Here is a 23,023-nt window from a genome sequence, read left to right on the forward strand (position 1 = left end):
GATTCGTCGCGAGGAGGCGGCAGGTATCTCCCGACCCTCTGCTGATCAGGAACTGCATTGGACGAGGGAGGTCAGTGCTGATCGGCTGGTCCGGTACCCCGCCTCAGCGGGTGAGCGTCGTCGTGGCGGGCGCTGGCGCCGTGGTGGCTACGAGGCCGGCGTGCTGTCGGTGCTGCTGTCGCGCCTGCACAGCGGCCGATCGGCTACGCGGCCGCCGAGATCACGGCCGAGCACGTGCTCGCCTCGGCGGCTATTCCGGCCGGCAATTGAACCTTCCCGGCGATCAGGCCGCTGGGCACAACCCCGTGACCGGCAGGACGGGACCGACGGTCGGACCGCCCCCGGCCGTCACCGATATGGCCCCGGACCGCCGCGCGGCAGCCGGTGCCCTCGGTACCACCGACCGGACGGCCGCGGCCACGTTCGCTGTTCATACCGGTGTCGCGCCGGAAGTCCAGCGGCCGAGGCGGGGCCGCGAACGCCGCGACGGCGCCCGCTCCGGCGGGCCGACACGGCGCAGAGGACTCCGCGCCTCACGCCTCGAGCATGACCGGCAGCCGGCACAACCCGTGGAGCGCGCGGGAACGCAGCGGCGCCACCTTCCCTGCGACGTGCGCGTTCGGATACCGTTCGAAGAAGCGTTGGACAGCGACAGCCGCTTCCGCACGGGCCAGCGCGGCGCCGAGACAGAAGTGGATTCCCGCACCGAAGGTGAGGTGACGATGAGGTTCCCGGCGTAGGGGATCGAATACGTGTGGATCGCTGAAGATTTCCGGATCACGATTCGCCGCGGCCAACAGCACCACGATCGGCGTTCCCGCGGTGATGGACCGACCGGCGAGCCGGGTATCGGTCTTGGCGACGCGGACGACGTACTGGACGGGGGTGTCGTAGCGGAGGGACTCTTCGATCACCGCCCCGTAATCGCCGTCGGTCGGGCGCAGGTGCGGCTGCCGCAGCAGCGTGTACAGGGTGTTTCCGAGCAGATGCGTGGTGGTGCCGAAGCCGCCGACCAGCAGCATGCTGCACGTCGCGATGGCCTCACGCAGGCTCAGCCGGGCCGGGCAGTGCTGCGCCAAACCGGCGAGGAGCCCCGGCCCCTCCGGGTCGGCGTGGCTCAGGCTCTCCCGGAAGTACGCTGTCATCTCACCGACGAGGGCACGGGAGCGCTGCCGTTCCTCCGCTGTTCTGGCGCCGTCCAGCAATGAGGCGAGCACGTTCCCCCAGGCGGCGAAGCGCGGGGCCTCGGTATCCGGCAGCCCGAGGAGATGCGAGATCATCGCCATGGGAACGGCTTCGGCATAGTTGCTGATCAGATCGGTGGCCCGGCCGTGCGGCAGCTCGTCCAGGCAACGCCCGACGATCTTTTCGATCCGGGGCCCGAGGTCGGCCAGTTCGCGCCGGTGGAACGTGGGAGCGACCAGGGAGCGCAGCTCCGTGTGCCGCGGCGGTTCCAGCTTCAGGAAGGAGTCGTCGACCGGATGTACCAGCGTGACATCGCCCGCCGCGTTGCGGCGGCGGGCCGACGCCCCGATGGGCGCCGGGCCGAAGTCGCCGCCGGTGAGCACCTGCTGGCTCGAGCCGTGGGAGGCGGTGAACAGCAGGCCGCGCCGGCTGGTGGCCAACGCACCTCGGGCGCGGATCTTCTCGTATTGCCGATGCCGGTCGACGCCCGGCCGGGCCCAGAGGATTCGGGCGCCGGGGTCACCACGAAGAACATCCGAGAAGAGCCGCGCCTTCTCCAATGACATTGTCGCCATGGTCGGATCTCACCTTCCCTAGGCACCGACCGCCGATTCGGCCGGCGCCTGCCGGGCGGGATGGTAATCAGACCAGTAGTACTGGCGGTAGAAGTTCTCGGCCAATGTCACCCAGGTGTTCAGCTGATCGCGATCACCCAGGAAACGATGCATATTGACCAGCAGCCAGCTCCACACGGCCTGACTGTCCCGGCAGTTGTCGCAGTCTCCCGTGGTGGCGCAGTACTGCACACTGTGATCGGTCCGGTAGGCGTTGAAACGGCCCACGATCGGGTGCCCCTCGGTCAGGCGCCGGGCATGCGCCGGGTGATCGTTGCTGATACTGGGGCAGGTCTCCGCGCCGAAAGTACCCCAGTGCGTGCGGCCGGTGACCAAGGTGCGGAAGTAGTAAGGATCCCCGATGACGGTATCGGGATAGGTTTCGCGCATACGGGTCATTTCCTCGATCGCCCGTTCTTCATTGCGTAGTCGCGCAGTGGGATCGGTGCCGTTGTCGCTGTAGTAGCCGAAGTTGATCTGATTGCCGTTGGCGGCGATGGCCTCGACGGTTCGTTCGAGGTACGGCATCCCGGCCTCGCTGAGCGTGTAGACCCAGGTGGCCCGTGGGTCGCCGGCATAGGTGCGCAGTGCCTTGCCGAACAACCCGCTCATCCGCCGGCCGTTGGGCCCGTGACCACGCAACTCATCGTCCACCGGTCCACCGCCCCAGAGGGATACTGCGATCGCGAGATCCTCCAGCCCGTCATAGGGTATCGGCCGCGTCCCGTTCGTCACCACGGTGACATTGCGGATCGTCTCCGCGAACACGCGGACCCGATCCAGGACCAACGCCGGCTCACCGCCGATCAGCAGCGTACTGGTGATCTTCTTGGCATCGCGCAGGTCTTCGGCGAAGGCGCGAATGGTGTCCAGATCGCGGATCTCGACGCTCTGCTTGTCCATATCGTGTTCGAAGAACCAGCAGCCCTTGCACCGCAGATTACAGGCGTCGGTAACCCAGACCTCCACCGTTCGAATACCTCGGGCTACTTCGTTCACGCGCAGCAAGCGCTCCGCCAGTGCCGGATCCTCTTGCGCGATCTCGAATGCTCTGGTTATAATGCGTTCCTTGCTTGGCCTGACGTCCAGGAAAACGGGCTGAGACACGACATCCTCCTCGGGGCGATGCGGCATGGGTTTGCGCGCTGCTGGATGTCACCGGCGAGCCACGCATGTCGAGAATCGACATGCGCCGCCGGTGCGCTTGATGGTCCAGTGGATCGGCAGATGGTTGGCGAGAATGCGGATACGGAGCGGTCGTACGGTTCTGGGCTCGTTAGCGCTACGAATGATTCTAGGACAAACCCTGATACAGCGTGATCGTTCCACGCTATCACTGGCACTCTTGGTAATCCGTTATGGTCTGACCGGATATATTACGGCGCAGCGGTATTCGATGTTGAGATTCTCAATGCATCGGCAGCGAGATACCACACCGTGGATCACCGCGGTGCAGCCGGGACGGGCTGCACCGCGGTGACGTCACAGACCGAGCGGGGGCGAGGGGGGAAACTCCACGGGCATGGCGGCGAGTGCGCGATGGAAAGGTCCCGGCCGCCAGCGCAGTTCGTCGATCGGGCAGGCGAGCCGCATTTCGGGAAGCGCATCGAGCAACTGATCGATCGCGTTCTGGGCCACCATATAGGCGATCGACTTGGCGGGGCAGGCATGCGGGCCGGCACCCCATGCGAGATGCGCATTGTTGTCGGTGTACTGGCCCGAGTGGATCATCGGATCGTTGTTGCACGCCGACATGCTGATGACGACCGGCTGATCGGCGGGCAACCAGACTCCGTCCCGCATCATCGGCTGCCTCGGGTAGCTGAGGCAGTAGTTCGCCATCGGCGGATCGGTGTACAGCAGCTCGTTCAGCGCCTCCCGGGTCGTCGGGGCCGTGCCCGGTGACGATATGCCGGTGAACCGCGGGTCGGTGATCATGAGAAGCAGGGTGTTGACCGTCAGATTGGTCAGCGGCTCTATCCCCGCCCCATAGAGTACGGCCAGTTGGTGCACCATCTCCGCATCACCGAGCCCGGCCGAATGGCCCACCAGGCGCGAGGTGATGTCACGGCCGGGTTCGGCGCGTTTGAGTGCGACCAGCTCCAGAAGCGCTTCGTTGATCCTGGCGTCCGCGTCGGTGGCGGCGGCGCCGCCTTCGAACATGTCGGCCATCCCGGCGGCGATGTGCTGCCCGAGATCCGCCGGGCACCCGAGCATGGCATTGAGCACCTGGAAGGTCAGCGGGAAGGCGTACTGACCGATCACTTCGGCACGACCGTCCATACAGAAGCCGTCGATCAGTGGCGCGGCAACCTCTTCGACATTCTGATGCATGGAGAACAGGTCGACCCCGTCGAGAGCGGCGGTGATCGCCTGCCGGTACCGGGCATGTTCCCGCCCGGTGCTACGCATCACATTGGGACGCCATGCCATCATCGGCATGAGCGGGTGGTCGGCAGGAACCGTCTTCTCCCACGACCGCGCGTCGGCCGGAAAATGATCGGGGTCGTTGAAGATGTCGATTGCGGTGTGGTAGCCGAGTACCAAGGTGGCCGGGATGCCGGGGGCCAGCTCCACCGGCGCGAGAGTGCCGTAGCGATCGCGCATCTCGGCGAATACACGATGCGGATCGGCAGCGTACTCCTCGGTGTACAGAGCAACGCGTGGCGGCGCACCGGCCGGGTCCGGAACGGAGTAAGGGCATTGGGCGGTAACGATTTCGGACGACGGTAGAGATTTGGTCAATGCCGGGAACTCCAATTGAGATAAACAGCGACAGATCCAAGAGATTGTCCCTTATAGGACACCTCTTGTGTCGGAACAGTATTGGTGCGGCAGATTCACCGCAAGCGAGAGCCCGGTGCGATCGGCCACTCCCCGCCGCACCGACATCCGGCCGGAGAGGCCGGACGGCACCGCCACGCCTCCCGAAGGCGCAGGCAGCGCCCATGCGCCGCGTCGTTGACCCAATCTCGCTCGACAGCAATCAGTTCCGTGATCCGCGCCCGCGATCCCGGCGATTCCATACCTTCCGGCCACCCCCTCGAGCAGTTACTCCTCGCTCCGCGAAGCCGAAACCCGTTTATAGCAGCTTTTAAATGTCACATTTCCGCCAAAATACGCGACTTAGGAGAATTCCGGGCCGGCGGCCTTCTTTACAACCGGGCGAAGCGACCGGGCGCCGGTGCGTTGTGCCGGCAGAGGTTCACCAGGGGCGCGCTCGGTCGCCGCGGCGCACCAGCACTCTGTCGCGGTCCACGCCCCGGTCGAGCCGACGCGCAGAACGCCGGTCCCGCTCCGAACGCCCGGCCGGGGCCACAGAGTTTCCGGCTGCGCTCGAAGGAATCCGGATGCCGCACGCCTGCACACTCACGACGACGCTCATCTGGGCAACGGGTGCGTTCGACGGCGCTCCCCCGTGTTCGGCCGGCCACCGACGTCGCCGGCGAAATCCACACTGCGAACACACTTCCGAACGTAGTGGGCACCGGCCGCCGTGTGCACCCCGCGACGCGTCCGATACATTACCGGCGCCATTATCGAACATGAATTTCGTTACCTACGGGAAGGAAGTGTGGCGGTGAAGATCGCCTTCGTCGGGAAGGGCGGCAGCGGCAAGACGACCCTGTCCTCACTGTTCATTCGCCAGCTGGCCGCGCAGGCCGTGCCGGTACTGGCAATCGACGCCGACATCAACCAGCACCTGGCGACCGCGCTGGGCGCCACCGAGGAGGAATCGGCGGCGCTGCCGACCCTCGCCGAGCATCTGCCCTTGATCAAAGACCATCTGCGCGGCGACAACCCGCGAATCCCCTCCGGCGAGGCGATGCTCAAAACCACTCCGCCGGGAAACGGGTCACGGCTGCTCGGCGTGGTGGAGGACAACCCGATCTACTCCGCCTGTGTACGGGAAATCCAGGGCGCGCGGCTGATGGTGACCGGCCGCTTCTCCGAAGAGGAGCTGGGAGTGGCCTGCTACCACTCCAAGGTCGGCGCCGCCGAGATGTTGCTCAACCATATGGTCGATCTTCCGGGCGAGTACGTGGTGGTCGATATGACCGCCGGCGCCGACTCGTTCGCATCGGGTCTGTTCACGCGTTTCGACCTGACCGCGCTGGTGTGCGAACCGACACTGCGCAGTGTCGGCGTCTACCGCCAGTACCTGGAATACGCCAAGGATTTCGGCATCCGCATCGCGGTGATCGGTAACAAGATCTCCGACGAGCAGGACCTCGAGTTCCTGCGCGAACAGGTCGGAAACGACCTGCTGTGCTGGATAGGACGTTCCGCCCACGTCCGGGCCGCCGAACGCGGCGATATTCGGCCGATCACCGACCTCGAACCGGATAACCGCAATGCTCTCGGCGAGATCCGGGCCGCGCTCGACACCGTCGACCGGGACTGGAAGACATACCACCACCACACGGTGCAATTCCATATCCGCAATGCCGAAGCCTGGGCGGGCCGGGATGTGATCACGCAGATCGACCCCGATTTCGTCCTGGGTCCGGATCTACGCTCCGGGCAATCCGCCGCGCTGGCCACCCACTAGCCCCACCCGACAGATACGGCGCCGATTCGCCTGTGACCACCTTCTTTTCGTGGCCGCCACGTCCATGGTTCGGTGGTCGCAGATGATGGGCATTTTCGCCATCGACGGACAGTTGCGGAGTCGACGCCGGAAGGCCGTGGCAGCACCGATCGTCGGCGTGATGCGATATCCGAGGCGTGGACTATGACCAGGTCGCCGTCCAGCGGACCGCGGCGGCACCATATCGATTCCGATGACGGCCGCGATCCGTTCCGATAACGACAGTTCCGCGGCCCCGCGGGAGGAAGACGGTGACCCGGTCCGGACCGAGAAGTGGTGATACCTAGTGATCAGGGAGAGAGCCGGGGTCGGGCTGGCAGGTGATGTCGGCGTCGGGAAGGGTTCCGTCACCGAAGTAGGTGTTGACGACGTCGTGCACGCAGCGACTCAGGTCGGCGCGGAGGACGCCGTGCACGCGGGTATCCGCCAGCGTGACCATTCGCGACGCGGTCAGGTCCTCGTGTAGAGCGAGGCCTTGCCGGTAGGGAGTGCGAGTGTCACGGGTCGCCTGCACGATCAGGGCCGGCGCCGCATTGTGCACAGCGGTGGGTTCCTCGATCGGGTCCGGCCAGAACGCGCACGCGGTGATGTTGTTGGCGAATGCGCCGAACACCGGCTGGGTCGCCCGGGCGTTTTCGATATTGCGCTGATACCAGGCCGGGTCGCGGGGTGCGGCCCGGTCGCCGCACAGGACCGCGGCCATACCCGACGCGTCCATCGGGACGCCGCCGCTGATCTTCGTTTTCAGCTGCTCCATGTCGACGGGGAGCCCGGACACCGCGTCGGCCACGAACCGCACGACCGCGGCGAGGTCGGCGTTCTTGTGCGGATTCGACAACAGCGCCAACAGCATCATCGGCACGGTGTGCTCATCGATGAGATAGCCGTTGCCGATGACCGGATGCGCGGCGGCGCCGCGGATCATATCCTCGACGAAGGCGCGGACCTGCGGTCCGCTGCTGCCGAAGTGGTAGTCGGCGTCGCGGCCGGCCGCCCAGATCGCCCAGTCGTCGAGCCCGGCCTCGTTGACGGCACCCATGTCCTGGTACGTGCCGATCCAGTAGCGGTCCGGGTCCATGGCGCTGTCGAGCACCATCCGATCGGTGCGCCGGGGGAACATCTGCGCGTACACCGCGCCGAGATAGGTGCCGTAGGAGCCGCCGTAATAGTTGAGCCTGCCTTCACCGAATGCGCTGCGGATGATGTCCATGTCCCGGGCGGTATTGCGGGTGGTGATCTGGCGGGCTTTCTCCGGATCGGGTGCCACACAGGAGGCCGCGAGCGCGGCGGCCAGAGCGGTATCACGTGCGAAGCCGAAGGCGTCGAAACCGGCGGAGAACAACATGGTGGGCAGCGGCAGTGCACAGTTCACCGGATCCGATCGGCCGATACCGCGGGGGTCCATGCCGATCAGGTCGTACTGGGCACGCACGTCCGGCGTGAGCCGTTCCTGTAGGCCGGCCATCATGCTCAGGCCCGGACCGCCGGGACCGCCCGGGTTGGACAGCATGATCCCGCGCCGGCGGTCCGGGTCGGTGGCCGGGATACGCGAGATCGCCACGGTCAGCGTGCGGGAGTCCGGCCGGCTGTAGTCGAGGGGCACGGCGACGCCCGCGCACTGCGCGCCCGCACCGTCGAGGGCCGCGTCGTCACACGACCCCCAGGCCAACTGCTGGCGATAGAACGACCCCGGCCCGGCCGGGATGTCATCGGCCGAGTCGGCGCGCGCCGACCCCATGGGCACTGTGGCGAATGTGGCCGCCGTGATGACCCCCAGCACCAGCCATCGAATCCATCGAATCGGCATCGGATCTCCTGTCCACGATATCTGTGTCCGCATCCTGTTTCCGACGCTCGGACAGTTTCGGGTCTCGCGCAGGCGTCGGTGTCGTCTTGCTGAAGCCGGCCCCGGCGACGCCGGGGCTTTCGGGGTCGTCATCCATGACGCACCACGCTCACCGCGGTCAGGGCCCTGAAATCTGTTTTTGCGACGCCGGCGTGGTGCCGGGATCGCAGTCTCGTGCGGTAGCGGACCTCGCCGGACGATGACCTGGCGTGTCGAGGTACGTCTGCGCGCCGGTACCGGGTCTGCTCGGCCGGGGCTCGCCTCCACGCGGGTGGCCGTACCGGTTGCCGGCAACCCTCCGGTCGAGCCGGCCGATGGGGTTCGGTCGGGATGCCGCCATTGCGTTCGGTGACCGTGTCGTCACCGACCTCCGCCCTGACGACCAGGACCTCTCCTCGGCCGCCCGAAACGGAGTACGCGATCGTTATGCTATCGTGCAGCCAGTCGTTACGCTATCGTGATCTTGGCCCAAATGTGACATGGCCGGTCAGCGAGCCCGGAGTGGTTGCGGGTTGGCCGCCCGGACACGGGAGGCATGATGAAATCCGAGCAGACTCCGTCGACCTATCCGAACAACATGAGCCGGGTCGCGCGTCCGGCTACCAGCGGATTCGTCCTACCGTTCCACTGCGTGCCCGGTGTATGCCGGCCACCGGTACCGGCGCGGCGGATCGGACGGTTCTGGCTCGCGCTCCTCGCACTCGCCGCGGTCGCGCTGCCGGCGGCATTGTCGATACCGGCCGCGCGCGCCGCGGTACCGCCGCCCGGCGAGGATCCTTTCTATGCCGCGCCGGCCGACCTCGCGTCACATCCGAACGGCACGGTGCTCGGATCGCGGACGATCCCCCTGCTCGGCCTGCCGTTGCCGGTGGACGCGTACCAATTGCGTTATCGGACCACCGATTCGGATGCTGCTCCGCAGCTGGACGTGACGACGGTGCTGGTGCCGCCGGTACCCTGGGACGGGCCGCGGCCGGTGTTGTCGTACCAGGTACCCGAGAACAGTCTCGATACCCGGTGCGCGCCGTCGTTCACCCTGCGCGGCGGACGCAACGGCACCGATATGGCGGCCGTCGCACAGGATGCGCCGTTCATCGCGGACGCCCTGCGGCGCGGATGGGCCGTGGTGGTCAGCGATTACGAAGGGCCGCAGTCGCGGCTCTTCGACGGGGTGACATCCGGGCGCGGCGTCCTGGACGGAATCCGGGCCGCCCGGTCCTTCGCTCCGGCCGGGATCGACACCGCGAGCCCGATCGGAGCCTTCGGCTATTCGAGTGGCGCCTTCGCCACGCTGTGGGCGGCACAGTTACGCCAGGAATACGCACCCGACGTGGGCTTCGTCGGCGTCAGCGCCGGCGGCGTGCCGACCGATATCCCGGCCATGGCAGAGCATGCCGACGGCGAGGCGGGGGCGATACTGATCCTGCTCGGGCTGGCACGGAACGAACCCGACTCCCGGCTGGCCGACCTGCTGAACGACCAGGGGCGCAGTGCACTGCGCACGGCGGACACGTCCGCCTGCGGCGCCGATCTGGCCCAGAAATACCCGGATGTCCACATCGATGACCTCGCTGCGGTCCCGAACCTGCTGACTACTCCCGCTTTCCGCGCCGCGGCCGTCCCCAACGAACTCGGCGGCACCGCCCCCGACGCCCCGCTCTACCTATACCACAGTGTTTCCGACGAGAAGATCCCCGTCGCCGGCTACACCGCCCTCGTCGATACCTATTGCGCCGCCGGCGCCACCCTCACCGCGACCCACTCACCGTTCCCGGGGCATATCGGCGCAGCCGCGGGTGAAGCACTCGGCGGCATGAACTTCCTCGCCGATCGCTTCGCCGGCACCCCGCAGGCCCCTGGGTGTGCGGAGCAGTAGGGACGAGCGGTGCCGCGGGCACCGAGGGCCGAGCCGCTTCGACCCGCTCCGGCCCCGCCGCCGACCGCCGGCCGGATTCACGGCCGGCGTGCCGGGACGACCGGGATGTGCAGCAGTTCCACGGTGCGCTTGTCCACCAGGTCGCTCAGCGTGTAATTGTCCAGGGGGCACGGCGTATCTCCACCGCACTCCACCACCCGGGCCCGCCCTCGCGTCCGCCCACGATCTGCCCGACCGTGGCGGTACGGTTGTGCTCGGTCAGGAAGACCCCGCCGGTTCGGCCGCGATGCGCCGCCACAGGAGGTACCGGGATCGCCGGTTCGGCGGCGTCGTCGTCCGAGGTGCTCGCGGACACGACATCGCCTCGTACGCACGGCCGCTCGACAGGTGTCGCGATCGACGGTAAGCATGGGCGGGTGGTGAGCCGCCGAGACCAGATCAAACGCGTCGCTGCCGGGCTTTTCGTCGAGCGCGGAGTAGCGGGGACCAGCGTCCGGGATATCGCCGAGGGTGTCGGGATGTTGTCCGGGAGCCTCTACCATCATTTTCCGTCCAAGGATGCGATCGCGTTCGCGATCCTGGACGATTTCCTGACCGATCTGAACACCCGCTACCGATCGGTACTCCCGCACGTGACCGGGATGCGGGAGGAGCTACGCGCCCTGGTCTACTCCTCGATCGAGATCGCCGAGGCGCATCCCTACGCGACCGAGATCTACCAGAACGAGAAGGCGTATCACGGACCGGGCGCGCCCGAGGAGATCGCGCACGCAGTCCGGGAGGCGCATACGTTCTGGATCGACGCCGCGACCCGGGCCAGTACCTGCGGGGAACTGCGCGCCGGACTCGACCCGGTCGAGTTCGCGCGGATGCTGCGCGAGGGTGTGTGGTGGTCGATCCGCTACCACCGGGAACATCTGGCACAGCGGCGTGACGAGGTGACCGATACCGTGGTGGCCGCGTTCGTCGACGGCGGCGCCGCCCCGGAGATTCGCGCGACCGACGGCCCGGCGGGCGACGCCGCGGCGATCACCGATCGGCTCGACCGCATCGAGCGCCGGCTGGAGAACCTAACGAAACACCTGGTCGACGAGTCGTAACCCATGTCCGCGTGACCTCTTTCGCGGAAACCCGTTGACAGAAACAGTGGCGCAGGACACACTCTCAAGCAATTGCTTGGCTATAGCCAAGCGCTTGCTTGATTGGTGGTGGTCTCATGAGACGTACCCGGATTCTCTCCTGGGTGCTGGCCGCGGCTCTGCTGCCGGTGGGATGTGCTCAGGTCCGTGAACCGGTGGACGACTACATCGTCATCGGCATGGACGAGGATTCGACCGGGCCGGGCGCGTCCTATTCGACGATCGCCGGTGACACCGTCCGCGCGACGGTGGATCGGCTCAATGCCGAGGGCGGGATCGGCGGCAAAGAGGTCCGGCTGGTGGTGGAGAACGACGAGAGCAGTCCGACCAACACCCCGTCCATCATTCGCAAACTGGTCGACCAGGGCGCGTCCGCCGTCATCCTGGCGACCGGGAGCGGATCGGCCCTCCAGGCCAAACAGATCTCGCAATCTACCGAGGTCGTCACCATCGCGCCCACCGCACTGACCGACGCGGTCGCCGGTCCCCCCGGTAATGACTTCGCCTATATGGTCCCGAATCCGCTGGCCCAGTATGCCGATGTCTACTGCGGTGCCTTCGCCGCGCAAGGCAGGAAGCGGCTCGGTGTGCTCGCCGATTCGAGCCCGGCGATCGCGGGCATCCTCGCCACGCTCTACCCGAAGCTACGTGGGTGCATCGATATCGTCGGCACCCAGAAGGCGGCCGTGGACGCGGCCGATCTCACCGCCGGGGTGAGCCGGCTCCTCGACGGCGATCCCGATGTCGTACTCGTCGCGAGTGTCGGCGGAAACTTCGAACTACTCGCGCAGAACACGGTGCACCGCCTGGCGCCCGGGCTGCAACGGTTCTCGCTGGCGTCGATCGGAAACCAGCCGCAGTCGTGGAAGCTCGCCGCGCCCGGTTCCCTCGACGGACTGGTCTATATGGGCAGCCTGAGCGACGACAATCCGCGGACCACCGAACTACAGAACTGGCTGCGCACGATCAAAGGGCCGAATTATTCGCTCACCGCGTACGACGCGCAGGCCTACGACTCGGTGATGCTGCTCGCGCGGGCGATCGAACTCGCCGGAACCCATACCGATCGGCTGCGCCTCAACCAGGCTCTGCAGCAGGTCCGTGACGTTCCGGCGAGTTTCGGCCAGGCGCCGCTGACCCTGTCATTCGCGCCGGACGACCATATCGCTCCGGATTCGGCCTGCGGGCTGGTGCTCATCGAATTCGGTGCCGACAACACCCCGGCCGGTCCTTGGACCGAGTACCAGCCGGAGTGCACACCGAAGGGATCCGATCGATGAGCGATCCACAATTGTGGCTGGCCGGCGCCGAGATCGGTTGTTTCTTCGCGCTCGTCGCGTTGTCGATCTACCTGGTCGTGGTGGGCGCCTCGTTCTTCAACTTCGCCGCGGGACCGTACGCGATGGCCGCGGGCCTGCTGGCCGGATACGCGTCCGCCCAGTGGGGTGTGCCGATCGTCGCCGGCGCGGTACTGGGCGTCGTGGCGGCCGTGGGGGTATCGCTGCTGACCGAGATCGTAGTGGTCCGGCCGGTGCAACGCCGGTCCGGCGGCGCCGAACTTCCGGCTCTGGTCGCGGTGACCGCGACGTTGTTCGCCATTCAGCAACTGGCGGGCACGCTCTTCGGCCGGACCCCGGTCTCGGTCCCGAACCTGTTGCCGCTGCCGGATTTCCACCTGGGAACGGTCTCGGTCCAGGGCACGACGGCGACCATCATCCTGGTCACCGTAATGGTCCTGCCGGCCACAGTCCTCTGGTTACGCAGCACGACCACCGGGCAGTTGCTGCGCGCGGTGGGTGACAATCACGAAGCGGCCCGAACGATCGGCGTGAACGTCACCCGGGTCCGGTTGTGGGCGTTCGGCCTCTCCGGCGCGATCGCCGGCATCGCGGGCGTGGTCTTCGCGGCGAAGTCGGGTGCCCAGTTCACCAGTGGATTGTCCTGGACACTCACGGGTTTCCTCGCACTGGTCGTCGGCGGCACCGGGAAACCGTGGGCACCGTTGGTCGGTGGGCTGGCGCTGGGCTGGATCCAAGTTTTCGGCAGTTTCTATTTCGGCGCCACCGGCAGTTCGATCGCCATCTTCCTCGTCGCCCTCGTGTTCTTCGCGTTCCGGCCCGAAGGCCTGTTCCAACGAAAGGTGCGTGTGTGATGGCCGTTTCCGCGATCGCGACCACCAAACCCGCAGCGCGGACGGTCCTCGGGGAGCTCGGCGTCTGTCTCGCCGTCCTCGCCGTGGTGCTGCTGTGGATGGGACCGAGCCTGTATCGGCAGGACCTCGTCTTCCTTGCCGCCACCTATGCGCTGGTGGCGCTGGGCATGTATCTGCCCTTCGTGCTGGCCGGCTCGTTGTCCATGGCATACAGCGCCTATGCGGCCATCGGCGCCTACGCGGTGGCCTATCTCTCGGTGAAACAGGGGTGGTCGCCGTGGTGGGGCTGGCTCGTGGGCACGGTGATCGCCGCCGTGGTCGCCCTAGTACTCGCGGTCGCCACCAGAAAGCTGTCGGGGTTCTACCTCGCCGCCGTGACCTTGCTCTTCGCCATCGCATTCGAGCATTGGCTGGGTGACGCCACCACGATCACCGGCGGGGCGTCGGGTATCTCCGGTATTCCGGTGCCCTCGCTGTTCGGCTGGGAACCCCCGCGTTATGCCCAGGTGGTGGCCGCGATCGCGTTCGTCTGCGTGGTGGCGGTGTTCATCGACCGCCTGCGCCGCTCGGCCTGGGGTCTGGCCTTGTCCGCCGCGCGCGAGAACGCGCCCGCGGTGCGGTCCACCGGGATCTCCCCCACCCACCTGACCGTGGTGGCGCTGGCCTCCGGCGCGGCGATCGCCTCCACCGGAGGCGCCCTGTTCACCGCGTCGGTGCAGGCGGTGACCCCCGAAACCTTCGGCCTGGACCTGGTTTTCCTCGCCATCTTCATGCCGATCATCGGTGGCCGCGGTTCGGCCTGGGGCGCTCCGCTCGGGGCGCTGATCGTCGTCGGTGTCAGCCTGAACATGCCCGGCTACCAGGGGTCGGGTGAGCTGCTGCTGGCGGTGGTCGTGCTGGTCATCCTCCTGCTCGCACCCGGCGGCGTCATCGGCTGGACCCAGCGGGCCTTCGAACGGCTCGTACCGCCCCGAAATCAGGACAGGAGGTGACAGCGATGGTATCCGCGGACCCCGGGGCCCTGCTGTCGGTGCGAGGTGTGACCAAGCACTACGGTGGCGTCACCGCTGTGGACCAGGTGGGTTTCGACCTGCCCGCCGGCCGGGTACTCGGCCTGGTCGGCCCCAACGGCGCCGGAAAGACCACTTTGGTCGACTGCATCGTGGGCACTCAATCCGCCGACGCGGGAACAGTGCACGTGGATGGCTATGCCCTGCCCGCCGGGCCCACGGCACGTGCGCGTGCCGGACTCGCCCGGACATTCCAGCATCCACAGCTGGCCCTGGAACTCACCCCGATCGAGAACATCGTGCCCGGTATCGTCGGCCGGTCCCTCGGTTCCTACGGAGCATCTGTGCGGGCGTTCCTGCGCGGGCTCGCGGGCACGCCCCGCTCGGTACTCGACACCGCGGCCGCCGTGGCCGCGGAATACGCCGTCACCACCGACCGCGTCCCCACCGGCAGCCTCGGCCTGGGCTCCCAACGGCTCGTCGAAATCGCCCGCGCAATGGCCGCGCGACCCAGGGTGCTGCTGCTCGACGAACCATTCGCCGGATCCGATACCGACGGGATCGCGGCGATCTCCCGCGCTGTCCGGCAGGTGCGTGACGCGGGACATTCGGTGGTGCTGGTGGATCACAACGTCGACCTGATCGCCGAACTCGCCGACTCGGTGGTACTGCTGGCCGACGGTGCCGTGGCGTTCACCGGCAGCCCGCAGGACTGTATGCGCAGCGCCGAGATGCGTTCCGTGTACTTCGGTACCACTCAGGAGGCCCGATGATCACCGCCCGCGGAGTCGGCGTCCGCTACGGAAAGGCCGTCGCGGTCCGGGAGACGGCACTCGAGGCGCGGTCCGGGGAGGTCACGGCGGTCGTCGGGCCGAACGGCGCCGGTAAGTCGAGCCTGCTGTCCGCGCTATTCGGCAGTACACCGGCGACCGGAACCGTCCTAGTCGACGACAACGACCTCAGTGGCGCGTCCGCTCAGAAGAGGCTGCGCGCCGGGATCGCGTTCGTCCCGCAGGGGCGGCAGCTGTTCCCGCGTCTGACGGTTCGGGAGAACCTGGAGATCGGGGCGCGGCTGCTGGGCGCCCGCAACGACGTACTCGATACGGCATTCGAACGGTTCCCGATTCTGCGGACGCGGTCGAAACAGCTCGCCGGTGTCCTCTCCGGCGGGGAGCAACAGATGCTGCTGCTCGCCCGGGCCCTGCTGGTGCGGCCGCGCGCGCTGCTGCTCGACGAGATGACCACCGGGCTCTCCCCCAAGCTCGCCGGAGAACTGCTCGAACACGTACGTGGCCTCGCGGATTCGGGAATCACCGTGCTCGTGGCCGAACCGGCGCTGTACCGGGTGGCCGGGATCGTCGACCGCGGGTACGTCATGATCCGGGGCTCCCTTTCCACACCACAGGACGACACCGACGAACTCGACACCGCCTACCGAGCCGCCCTGGGAATGCTCGAGGAAGCTCTGTGATGGAACACGTGTCCTTGGCCGATCTCCCCGGATTCACAGCGGATCCGGAGGCATACACCGACCACTCGGTGAGCGACCTGGTCCGCCATTGGGCCCGCACCCGCGCGGATGAACCCGCCTACATCAGCCCTGCCGGAACCACCACCTGGGCCGATTACGACCGCCTCGCCGATCGGGTCTGCGCGGCGCTGCTCTCGCTCGGCGAGATTCCTGCGGTCGCGGTGTATCTGCCCGACACCGTGGAGTTCCACGGCACGCTCGTCGGCGCCTACCGCGCGGGTGTTCGCGCGGTCGCCGTCGGCGCCCGGTCCGGCCCGGCGGAAGTCGCGCATCTGATGTCGGCTTCGGGGTCGACCGTGCTGGTCACCGTCCGCGAGAACCGGGGTGTCCCGGTATCGGACCTGGTGGCAGAACTGCGGTCGCGCAACGCGGCCCCGGCGCACCTGGTGATCGTCGACGGGCCGCGAGTCATCACCGACAGCGCCGTGGGGCGCGCGGGCCACCCGGCACCGGTCCGGGAGTTCTCGGTAGACGATGTATGCCTGCTCAACAGCACGTCCGGCACCACGGGCCGGCCGAAACTCGTCATGCAGACCCAGCGACGATGGAGTGCGTTCGCCGCGATCGCCTGCCGGAACGCGGAGATGGACGCCCGGGAGGTCGTAGCCGCGTTCGTACCCGCGCCGTTCGGTTTCGGGCTGTGGACCTCACATTTCCTGCCCGCTCTCCTGGGCCGCCCGGCGTTGGTGATGCACCGCTTCGACGCGGCGGTCGCCATCGATCTGATGGCCGAGTACCGTGCCACGATCCTGGCCTGTGTGAGCACCCAGTTCCGGATGATGCTGCAGACCCCGGACCGAGCGGTGGCCCGGGCCGAGACGCTGCGAGTCATGTTCACCGGCGGTGAGGCCGTGCCCCACGCCGAGGCCCGGCGTTTCGAGGAAGCCACCGGCGCGCTGGTCCTCCAGTTCTACGGCTCCAACGAAACCGGCGCGGCGAGCGCGACCACCGTCCAGGACGACGACGAGACCCGGCTCGGCACCGGTGGCCGGCTCATCGAGGCGATGAACGTCCGCATCCTCGACGACGGCACCGCGGGTCCGGGCGTCCGGCGCGGGCAACCGGCGGTCCGCGGGCCCCTCATGTCCCCCGGTTACTGGAACGACGACGCCGCCAACGCCGAACTCTTCACCGACGACGGCTGGATCCGGCTCGGCGATATCGTCGAAGTCGACGACTCCGACCGGCTGCGCGTGGTGGGCCGGCTGGCGGACCTGATCATCCGCGGCGGCAAGAACATCTCCGCGCTGGAAGTGGAGGATTTCATCCGTGAACATCCCGCGGTGGAAATGGTCGCCGCGGTCGGCGTCCCCGATCCGCTGTTCGGCGAGCGGCTGTGCGCGGCGGTGACACTGACTCCGGGGACCGATCGGCTGTCGCTCGCGGACCTCAACACCTGGCTGCGCGCCCAGGGCATCACTCGGGAGTACCTGCCGGAACGGCTGCGCGTGCTGGAGAGCATGCCGTTGGCGCCCGGCGGCAAGATCGCCAAAGCACAGGTCGAGCAGTTGGTCGGGACGAATGTAGGAGATGACGACTATGACGGACGACCCAACCGCCGGTGATCTCGGCAGACGCACTGCGATCGTCACCGGCGCCGCGCGAGGACAAGGCCGCGCGATCGCGCGGGCACTGGCCCGGCGGGGTGCCACCGTATGGCTCGCGGACCTCTGCGCGCCCAGCGATACCGCCCCCTACCCGCTGGCCACCGAGCACGATCTGACCGAAACGGCGCGGCTGATCGACGCGGACGGCGGCGTCTGCCACACCGGCCTGCTCGACGTCCGCGATTCCGCCGCCGTCACAGCGTTCGCCCGGACTGTTGCCGCACAGACCGGCAGTATCGACATACTGGTCACCTCCGCGGGCATCGTCGGCTTCGCGCCGGTCACCGAACTCTCCGACACCATGTGGGCCGATATGCTCGCCACCAACCTGACCGGCACCTTCCACTGTCTCCGGGCGGTACTCCCCCATATGACCACCGGCTGGGGCCGGATCGTCGCCATCTCCTCGATGAGCGGCCGGCAGGGCACCCCGAACCTCGCCCACTATTCGGCGTCGAAATGGGGGGTGATCGGGCTCGTCAAATCCGTCGCCCTCGAATACGCGGAAAGTGGGATCACCGCGAATATCGTATGCCCCACCAATGTGGACACCCCGATGCTCCACAATCCGGCCCTGTACTCGCTGTTCGCCCCCGATCTCGACCGCCCCTCCCGCGACGACGTCGAAGAGCGCTACGCGCGGATGAGCCCCATGCGGATCCCGTGGTGCCCGCCGGAAGCGATCGCCGCCGCGGTCGGCCATCTTGTCGGCGAGAGCGGGCGCTATGTGACCGGAACGGTACTCGACGTGGGGTTGGGGGGCACTGCCCGGATGCCGTGACCTGCGGCGCCACGAAGCGAAGGCTCCGGAAGGTCGTTGTTCTCGCGAGAACGGAAAAATTTTAGGAGATGCTCTGTGCGGCGCGCGAGCGAATCCGGATCGCTTCGGTAGCGTCCTCACCCGACCGGTATCCGAGACCAATGAGGAGTAGCGGGTGCGAACGCAGAGTCGGTGGGTGGTGCGGAAGCGGCTGCGCAGAGTCGCTGCGGTCGTTGCGTCGATGGTCCTGACCACCTGCGTGGGCGGGGCAGTGGTCAGCGCGGCCCCGATCGGCACCCCGGTGCTGCGGGCCCCGGCGGGCGGCTATCAAGAACTTCTCGTGCCGTCCGGTATGGGACCGATCAAGGTCCAGGTGCAGTGGGCGGCGCGCGGTGGTAGTGCGGCGCTCTACGTGCTCGACGGCCTCCGCGCGCCGGCCGATCACAGTCAGTGGACCAGTGATACCGACGCCCTGCGACAGTTCGCGGGCGACAATGTCACCGTGGTGTTCCCGGTCGGCGGCCGTTCCAGTTTCTACACCGACTGGTACCGGCCCAGCGGGACCAACGGCCAGACGGAAACCTACAAGTGGGAAACCTTCCTCACCCGTGAATTGCCCGACTTCCTCGCCGGATACGGGGTGTCGCGGACGAACAAGGCCATCGTCGGCGCCTCCATGGGCGGCGGCGCCGCTCTGACATTGGCCGCGTACCACCGCGACCAGTTCCGGTTCGCCGGATCGTTCTCCGGATTCCTGAATCCGACCTTCCCCATGTGGAACGAAGCGGTCCGCGCCGCGATGTGGGACGAGGGCCGATTCAATGTGGACGATATGTGGGGCCCGGTCGGCGACCCCGCCTGGAGCCGCAACGATCCCACCGTGCAGGCCGAACTCCTGCGCGGCCTGCCGATGTACGTCTCGGCCGGCAACGGCGGCCCCGGGGCTCCCGATGTGCCGTACGGGGTCGGCAACACGGTGAACGCCATGGGACTGGAGGCGATAGCCGCGGTGGGCACGCAGATCTTCCGCGACAGGGTGGCGGCGCTGGGCATCCCGGCCCGTATCGACATCGTCGACGGCACCCACACCTGGCCCTACTGGGGCCGGGCACTCGCCACCGCCCGCCCGATGATTTTGGATGTACTCGGGGCCCATTGACGGTAGCCGACCAGACGTCCGGAACCGGTCGTATCTTCACTGCGGACGGCCGCGGGTCCGGGCCGGGGGGCCGACTTCGCACCCGGACCGGACCGGGCGGCGCAGCCACTCGGCCACTGAACCGGTTACGTTCTCCCGGTGCTGCCGACATCGAACTCCAGGACATCCGGCGGCCCGACGAAAGCAGGTACGGATTCCGCTCCCCGCTCTGGCGCGTCGAGTGCCTACGCGGCCGTTACGGTGCGGGTGCAGCACGGATCCGCAATGGTTGCCGCGGGTAGACTGCGGGGTCACGCAGGGGTCTGGTGCAGTAGGTACGACCATGGAGTTCGATCATGCACATCCATGCCGCCGACACCGCGGACGAATCGGCCGATATCGAACTCCGCGTCTACGCCGAGCTGAACGATTTCCTACCCCCGCGTTCCCGGTTCTCGGTGTTGCAGCGGCCCGTACGGCCCCATCAAACCGTGAAGGACATCGTCGAGGCGGCCGGTATCCCACACACCGAAATCGACCTGCTGCTGGTGAACGGGGAATCCGTCGATTTCGGACACCACCCCGGCCCGGGCGACCGGCTCGCCGTCTACCCGGTATTCGAGAGCCTCGACATCGGCGCGCTGACCCGGGTGCGCCCGCGCCCGCTGCGTGAACCGCGCCTGCTCGTCGATGTCAATCTCGGGGGCGCCGCTCGGCTGCTACGACTGATGGGCTTCGATGTCCGCTGCGACTTCGACGCCCAGGACGCGCAACTCGCCGAGATCGCCCTGGACGACCGTCGCATCCTGCTCACCAGGGACCGCGGCCTGCTCGCCCGCCGCATCGTGACCCACGGCCTCTTCGTGCGCGCCGACCTTCCGATCGACCAGGTAGTGGAGGTGATCGACCGCCTCGACCTGTCCAACCGGCTGGACCCGCTCACCCGCTGCCTCCGCTGCGGCGCACACCTGGCGGACGTGGCGAAGGCCGACGTGATCGACCTGCTTCCTCCTCTCACCCGCCGCGGGCACGACACCTTCCGCCGATGCACCGGCTGCGCACGTGTGTACTGGGCGGGCACCCACCAGGACCGTCTCGAAGAACTCGTCGCCCGCATCATGTCCAAGATCCGGCGGCCCTCTCCACCTGAGGCCGCCCGCGTTGCGGGCACTCGGTGACCGACGACTTCCCCGGCCTTCGAACGGCTCGGCGCCCGACCGATGCGCATCGGCATCGCCCGGGCACTCGCACCGGACCCGTTTCCCGGTTGTCGATTCCGCCTTCCGTTCGGCCCGGCGCGGCGTTTCGGCGGCACCGCCGGAGTCATCCGCCGACCACCCCACGCCGGGCCCCGGCTCAGTCGTCCGGTTCGACCGACAGCACCGTGGCCGTGCTCATATCGACCGTCACCTCGTAGCCGGCGCCGTCACGGGTCCGGAGGTCGACCTCCAACTCGGGGGCACCGCCGGACAGGTCGACCTCGACGGACTCGACCGTCGCCCCCATCAGTGCCTGCCGTGCCGCTTCCAGCGACTGCTGGTCTTGGGGCACCGGCTGCGCGGTTGCCGCGGCGGAACCACCCCAGACGATGATCGCCGCGAGGGCTGAGCCTGCCCACAAACGACGTACCCCGCCGCTGTGGTGACCGATCGTGTACATCAACGAGTCCTCCTCGATATATCGGTAGCCGGATCCGCGATTCCGCGGTTACCGCATATTGCGCTGTTTACGCTGGTAGGACGTATTGCGCATGCAGAACTACCCACTCCGGGACGGTCTACACGCCTTCCGCATCGCGGCGTGCAATCGGCGCCCAGAGGAAGTAGGAGCACCCCGCGGGTTCCCCCGGCCGGTGGCCGAACCCGCGAGAGCGGCGGGGCATCGCGTAGACGAACGCCCGGCTCCGTTCAGGTGCCAAAACCTGTCACAGAGCCGAGGCGGCATCGCTGCCATGACGGCCTTCCTTCGGAGTCGTGAGGACAACGTGCGCGATCCCGATTCCAGGAGCGCTTGCAGTCACCTGCGATGGCAATCGGATCGCCGCCGGACTTGCCGCCGAACCATGCCGTCGGACAACCATTTCCGCTGTACAGAGAGTTATCTGAAGTACTGGACAACGAATTCGCAGCGTTGGACACTAGAGCAATATGCTATCGAAGGGGTGATTCGAATGGTAAGAACACATATGGTCGTCGGGGGGGAAACGTTGCCGGACTTGGCATTGCGCTTCTATGGTGACGCGGGTCTACACCGACTGATCGCCACCGCCGGCGCGATCACCGACCCCGACATCCTCGATATCGGGCAACAGTTGATCATCCCCGCTTTCACCAGGTACGAGGCCGTCGCCGGAGATACATTGCCGGACCTGGCATTCCGGTTCTACGGCGATGCGGGTCTACACCGACTGATCACCACCGCCGGCGCGATCACCGACCCCGACACCCTCGACGTCGGGCAAGAACTGATCATTCCCGAGATCACGAGATACAAGGTTCGCGCGGGGGACACGGTGCCGGACTTGGCGTTGCGCTTCTACGGCGACCCCTCCTTCGCCCCGTTGATCACCGCCGTCAACGACCTCGCCGACCCCGACGCCATCGGCGCCGGAGAAGTACTGGTGATATTCGCCGGGCGCAGCGACGGATTCGGACTCACGATCGTGGACCGCAACGAGAGCGACCCTCGTATGTGGTACTACCGGTTCCAGACCAGTGCGATCGGCTGGAACCCAGGGGTCAACGTCCTGCTCCCCGACGACTACCTGACCAGTGGACGCACCTACCCTGTTCTCTACCTCTTCCATGGCGGCGGCGAGGACTTCCGCCAGTTCGACTTCCTGGGTATTCGCGACCTGACCGCCGGTAAGCCGATCATCGTCGTGATGCCCGACGGCGGGCGCGCGGGCTGGTACTCCAACCCGGTCGGCTCGTTCGTCGGCCCGCGCAACTGGGAGACCTTCCACATCGCCCAACTGCTCCCCTGGATCGACGCGAATTTCCGGACCTATGCCGAATACGACGGCCGCGCGGTCGCCGGGTTCTCGATGGGCGGCTTCGGTGCGCTGAAGTACACGGCCAAGTACTACGGCCACTTCGCCTCGGTCAGCAGCCATTCCGGCCCGGCCAGTCTACGTCGCGATTTCGGCCTGGTCGTCCACTGGGCGAACCTGTCCTCGGCCGCTGTGGAACTGGGCGGCGGCACGGTCTACGGCGCGCCGTTCTGGAACCAGGCCAGGGTCAGCGCCGACAACCCCATCGAGCGGATCGACAGCTACCGGAACAAGCGGATCTTCCTCGTCGCCGGCACCAGTCCGGACCCGATCGACTGGTTCGACAGCGTCAACGAGACCCAGGTACTGGCCGGCCAGCGGGAGTTCCGCGCCCGCCTGCGCGACGCCGGGATCCCGCACGAATGGTACGAGGCGTCCGGCGGTCACGTCTTCCGGCCGGAGATGTTCACCATCGACCTCGACGGCATCCTCGCCCGGCTGCGCCCCGCGGCAACCGTCTCGTCCTCGAGTGCGCTGCCGGGGGCTGCGTGAACAACCGTGTCACTCGAGGGAACCGCACCG

At 67.4% G+C, this 23,023-nt stretch carries 18 protein-coding genes; 13 read left to right on the forward strand and 5 right to left on the reverse strand.

What is annotated here, in order from left to right; all coding sequences use genetic code 11:
- Positions 1-533: 533 nt before the first annotated feature.
- The 3 genes from ACQPYS_RS15790 to ACQPYS_RS15800 all read right to left on the reverse strand — a co-directional run bounded on the left by ACQPYS_RS15790 (position 534) and on the right by ACQPYS_RS15800 (position 4,406).
- On the reverse strand, positions 534-1,760 hold the full coding sequence (locus ACQPYS_RS15790; protein ID WP_433489988.1) for a cytochrome P450: 1,227 nt from the start codon (positions 1,758-1,760) through the stop codon (positions 534-536).
- A gap of 18 nt (positions 1,761-1,778) precedes the next feature.
- On the reverse strand, positions 1,779-2,768 hold the full coding sequence (locus ACQPYS_RS15795) for a radical SAM protein (protein ID WP_063034689.1): 990 nt from the start codon (positions 2,766-2,768) through the stop codon (positions 1,779-1,781).
- Positions 2,769-3,281: 513 nt separating this feature from the next.
- Positions 3,282-4,406, reverse strand: a complete 1,125-nt coding sequence (locus ACQPYS_RS15800) for a cytochrome P450 (RefSeq protein ID WP_433489989.1) — start codon at positions 4,404-4,406, stop codon at positions 3,282-3,284.
- 967 nt (positions 4,407-5,373) lie between these two features.
- Here ACQPYS_RS15800 and ACQPYS_RS15805 point away from each other — a divergent pair.
- Positions 5,374-6,351: an ATP-binding protein gene (locus ACQPYS_RS15805; protein ID WP_433489990.1), complete on the forward strand. Its 978-nt coding sequence runs from the start codon at positions 5,374-5,376 to the stop codon at positions 6,349-6,351.
- A gap of 322 nt (positions 6,352-6,673) precedes the next feature.
- Here ACQPYS_RS15805 and ACQPYS_RS15810 read toward each other — a convergent pair whose 3' ends face one another.
- Positions 6,674-8,197 (reverse strand): alpha/beta fold hydrolase, encoded by a 1,524-nt coding sequence (locus ACQPYS_RS15810; protein WP_433489991.1) that lies wholly within the window; start codon positions 8,195-8,197, stop codon positions 6,674-6,676.
- Positions 8,198-8,774: 577 nt separating this feature from the next.
- Here ACQPYS_RS15810 and ACQPYS_RS15815 point away from each other — a divergent pair.
- The 11 genes from ACQPYS_RS15815 (at position 8,775) to ACQPYS_RS15865 (ending at position 20,627) form a co-directional block, all read left to right on the forward strand.
- On the forward strand, positions 8,775-10,112 hold the full coding sequence (locus tag ACQPYS_RS15815) for a lipase family protein (protein ID WP_433489992.1): 1,338 nt from the start codon (positions 8,775-8,777) through the stop codon (positions 10,110-10,112).
- Between the two features lie 416 nt (positions 10,113-10,528).
- On the forward strand, positions 10,529-11,212 hold the full coding sequence (locus ACQPYS_RS15820) for a TetR/AcrR family transcriptional regulator (protein WP_433489993.1): 684 nt from the start codon (positions 10,529-10,531) through the stop codon (positions 11,210-11,212).
- Between the two features lie 116 nt (positions 11,213-11,328).
- Positions 11,329-12,531 carry an ABC transporter substrate-binding protein gene (locus ACQPYS_RS15825; protein WP_063034692.1) on the forward strand — a complete coding sequence of 401 codons (1,203 nt, stop codon included), beginning with the start codon at positions 11,329-11,331 and terminating at the stop codon, positions 12,529-12,531.
- Positions 12,528-13,403 (forward strand): branched-chain amino acid ABC transporter permease, encoded by an 876-nt coding sequence (locus tag ACQPYS_RS15830; protein WP_063034693.1) that lies wholly within the window; start codon positions 12,528-12,530, stop codon positions 13,401-13,403. Before ACQPYS_RS15825 ends, ACQPYS_RS15830 begins: the two co-directional genes overlap by 4 nt.
- Positions 13,403-14,395, forward strand: a complete 993-nt coding sequence (locus ACQPYS_RS15835) for a branched-chain amino acid ABC transporter permease (protein WP_433489994.1) — start codon at positions 13,403-13,405, stop codon at positions 14,393-14,395. Before ACQPYS_RS15830 ends, ACQPYS_RS15835 begins: the two co-directional genes overlap by 1 nt.
- A 5-nt stretch (positions 14,396-14,400) precedes the next feature.
- On the forward strand, positions 14,401-15,186 hold the full coding sequence (locus ACQPYS_RS15840; RefSeq protein ID WP_433493059.1) for an ABC transporter ATP-binding protein: 786 nt from the start codon (positions 14,401-14,403) through the stop codon (positions 15,184-15,186).
- A complete protein-coding gene (locus ACQPYS_RS15845; protein ID WP_433489995.1) occupies positions 15,183-15,884 on the forward strand; it encodes an ATP-binding cassette domain-containing protein in 702 nt (233 codons plus the stop codon). The genes ACQPYS_RS15840 and ACQPYS_RS15845 overlap by 4 nt, the downstream gene beginning before the upstream one ends.
- Positions 15,884-17,509, forward strand: a complete 1,626-nt coding sequence (locus tag ACQPYS_RS15850; RefSeq protein WP_433489996.1) for a class I adenylate-forming enzyme family protein — start codon at positions 15,884-15,886, stop codon at positions 17,507-17,509. Before ACQPYS_RS15845 ends, ACQPYS_RS15850 begins: the two co-directional genes overlap by 1 nt.
- Positions 17,484-18,332: an SDR family NAD(P)-dependent oxidoreductase gene (locus ACQPYS_RS15855; RefSeq protein ID WP_431937970.1), complete on the forward strand. Its 849-nt coding sequence runs from the start codon at positions 17,484-17,486 to the stop codon at positions 18,330-18,332. Before ACQPYS_RS15850 ends, ACQPYS_RS15855 begins: the two co-directional genes overlap by 26 nt.
- Before the next feature lie 154 nt (positions 18,333-18,486).
- Positions 18,487-19,470 carry an alpha/beta hydrolase gene (locus ACQPYS_RS15860; RefSeq protein ID WP_063034698.1) on the forward strand — a complete coding sequence of 328 codons (984 nt, stop codon included), beginning with the start codon at positions 18,487-18,489 and terminating at the stop codon, positions 19,468-19,470.
- A gap of 335 nt (positions 19,471-19,805) precedes the next feature.
- Positions 19,806-20,627, forward strand: a complete 822-nt coding sequence (locus ACQPYS_RS15865; RefSeq protein WP_433489997.1) for a Mut7-C RNAse domain-containing protein — start codon at positions 19,806-19,808, stop codon at positions 20,625-20,627.
- A gap of 178 nt (positions 20,628-20,805) precedes the next feature.
- Here ACQPYS_RS15865 and ACQPYS_RS15870 read toward each other — a convergent pair whose 3' ends face one another.
- A complete protein-coding gene (locus ACQPYS_RS15870) occupies positions 20,806-21,111 on the reverse strand; it encodes a PepSY domain-containing protein (protein WP_431937968.1) in 306 nt (101 codons plus the stop codon).
- A 508-nt stretch (positions 21,112-21,619) separates the two neighbouring features.
- Between ACQPYS_RS15870 and ACQPYS_RS15875 the strand changes: the two genes are divergently transcribed.
- Positions 21,620-22,993: an alpha/beta hydrolase-fold protein gene (locus ACQPYS_RS15875; RefSeq protein ID WP_433489998.1), complete on the forward strand. Its 1,374-nt coding sequence runs from the start codon at positions 21,620-21,622 to the stop codon at positions 22,991-22,993.
- Positions 22,994-23,023: the final 30 nt, after the last annotated feature.

Origin of the sequence: Nocardia grenadensis (assembly GCF_050942415.1) — a bacterium.
In the GTDB taxonomy this organism is placed as follows: Bacteria; Actinomycetota; Actinomycetes; order Mycobacteriales; family Mycobacteriaceae; genus Nocardia; species Nocardia grenadensis.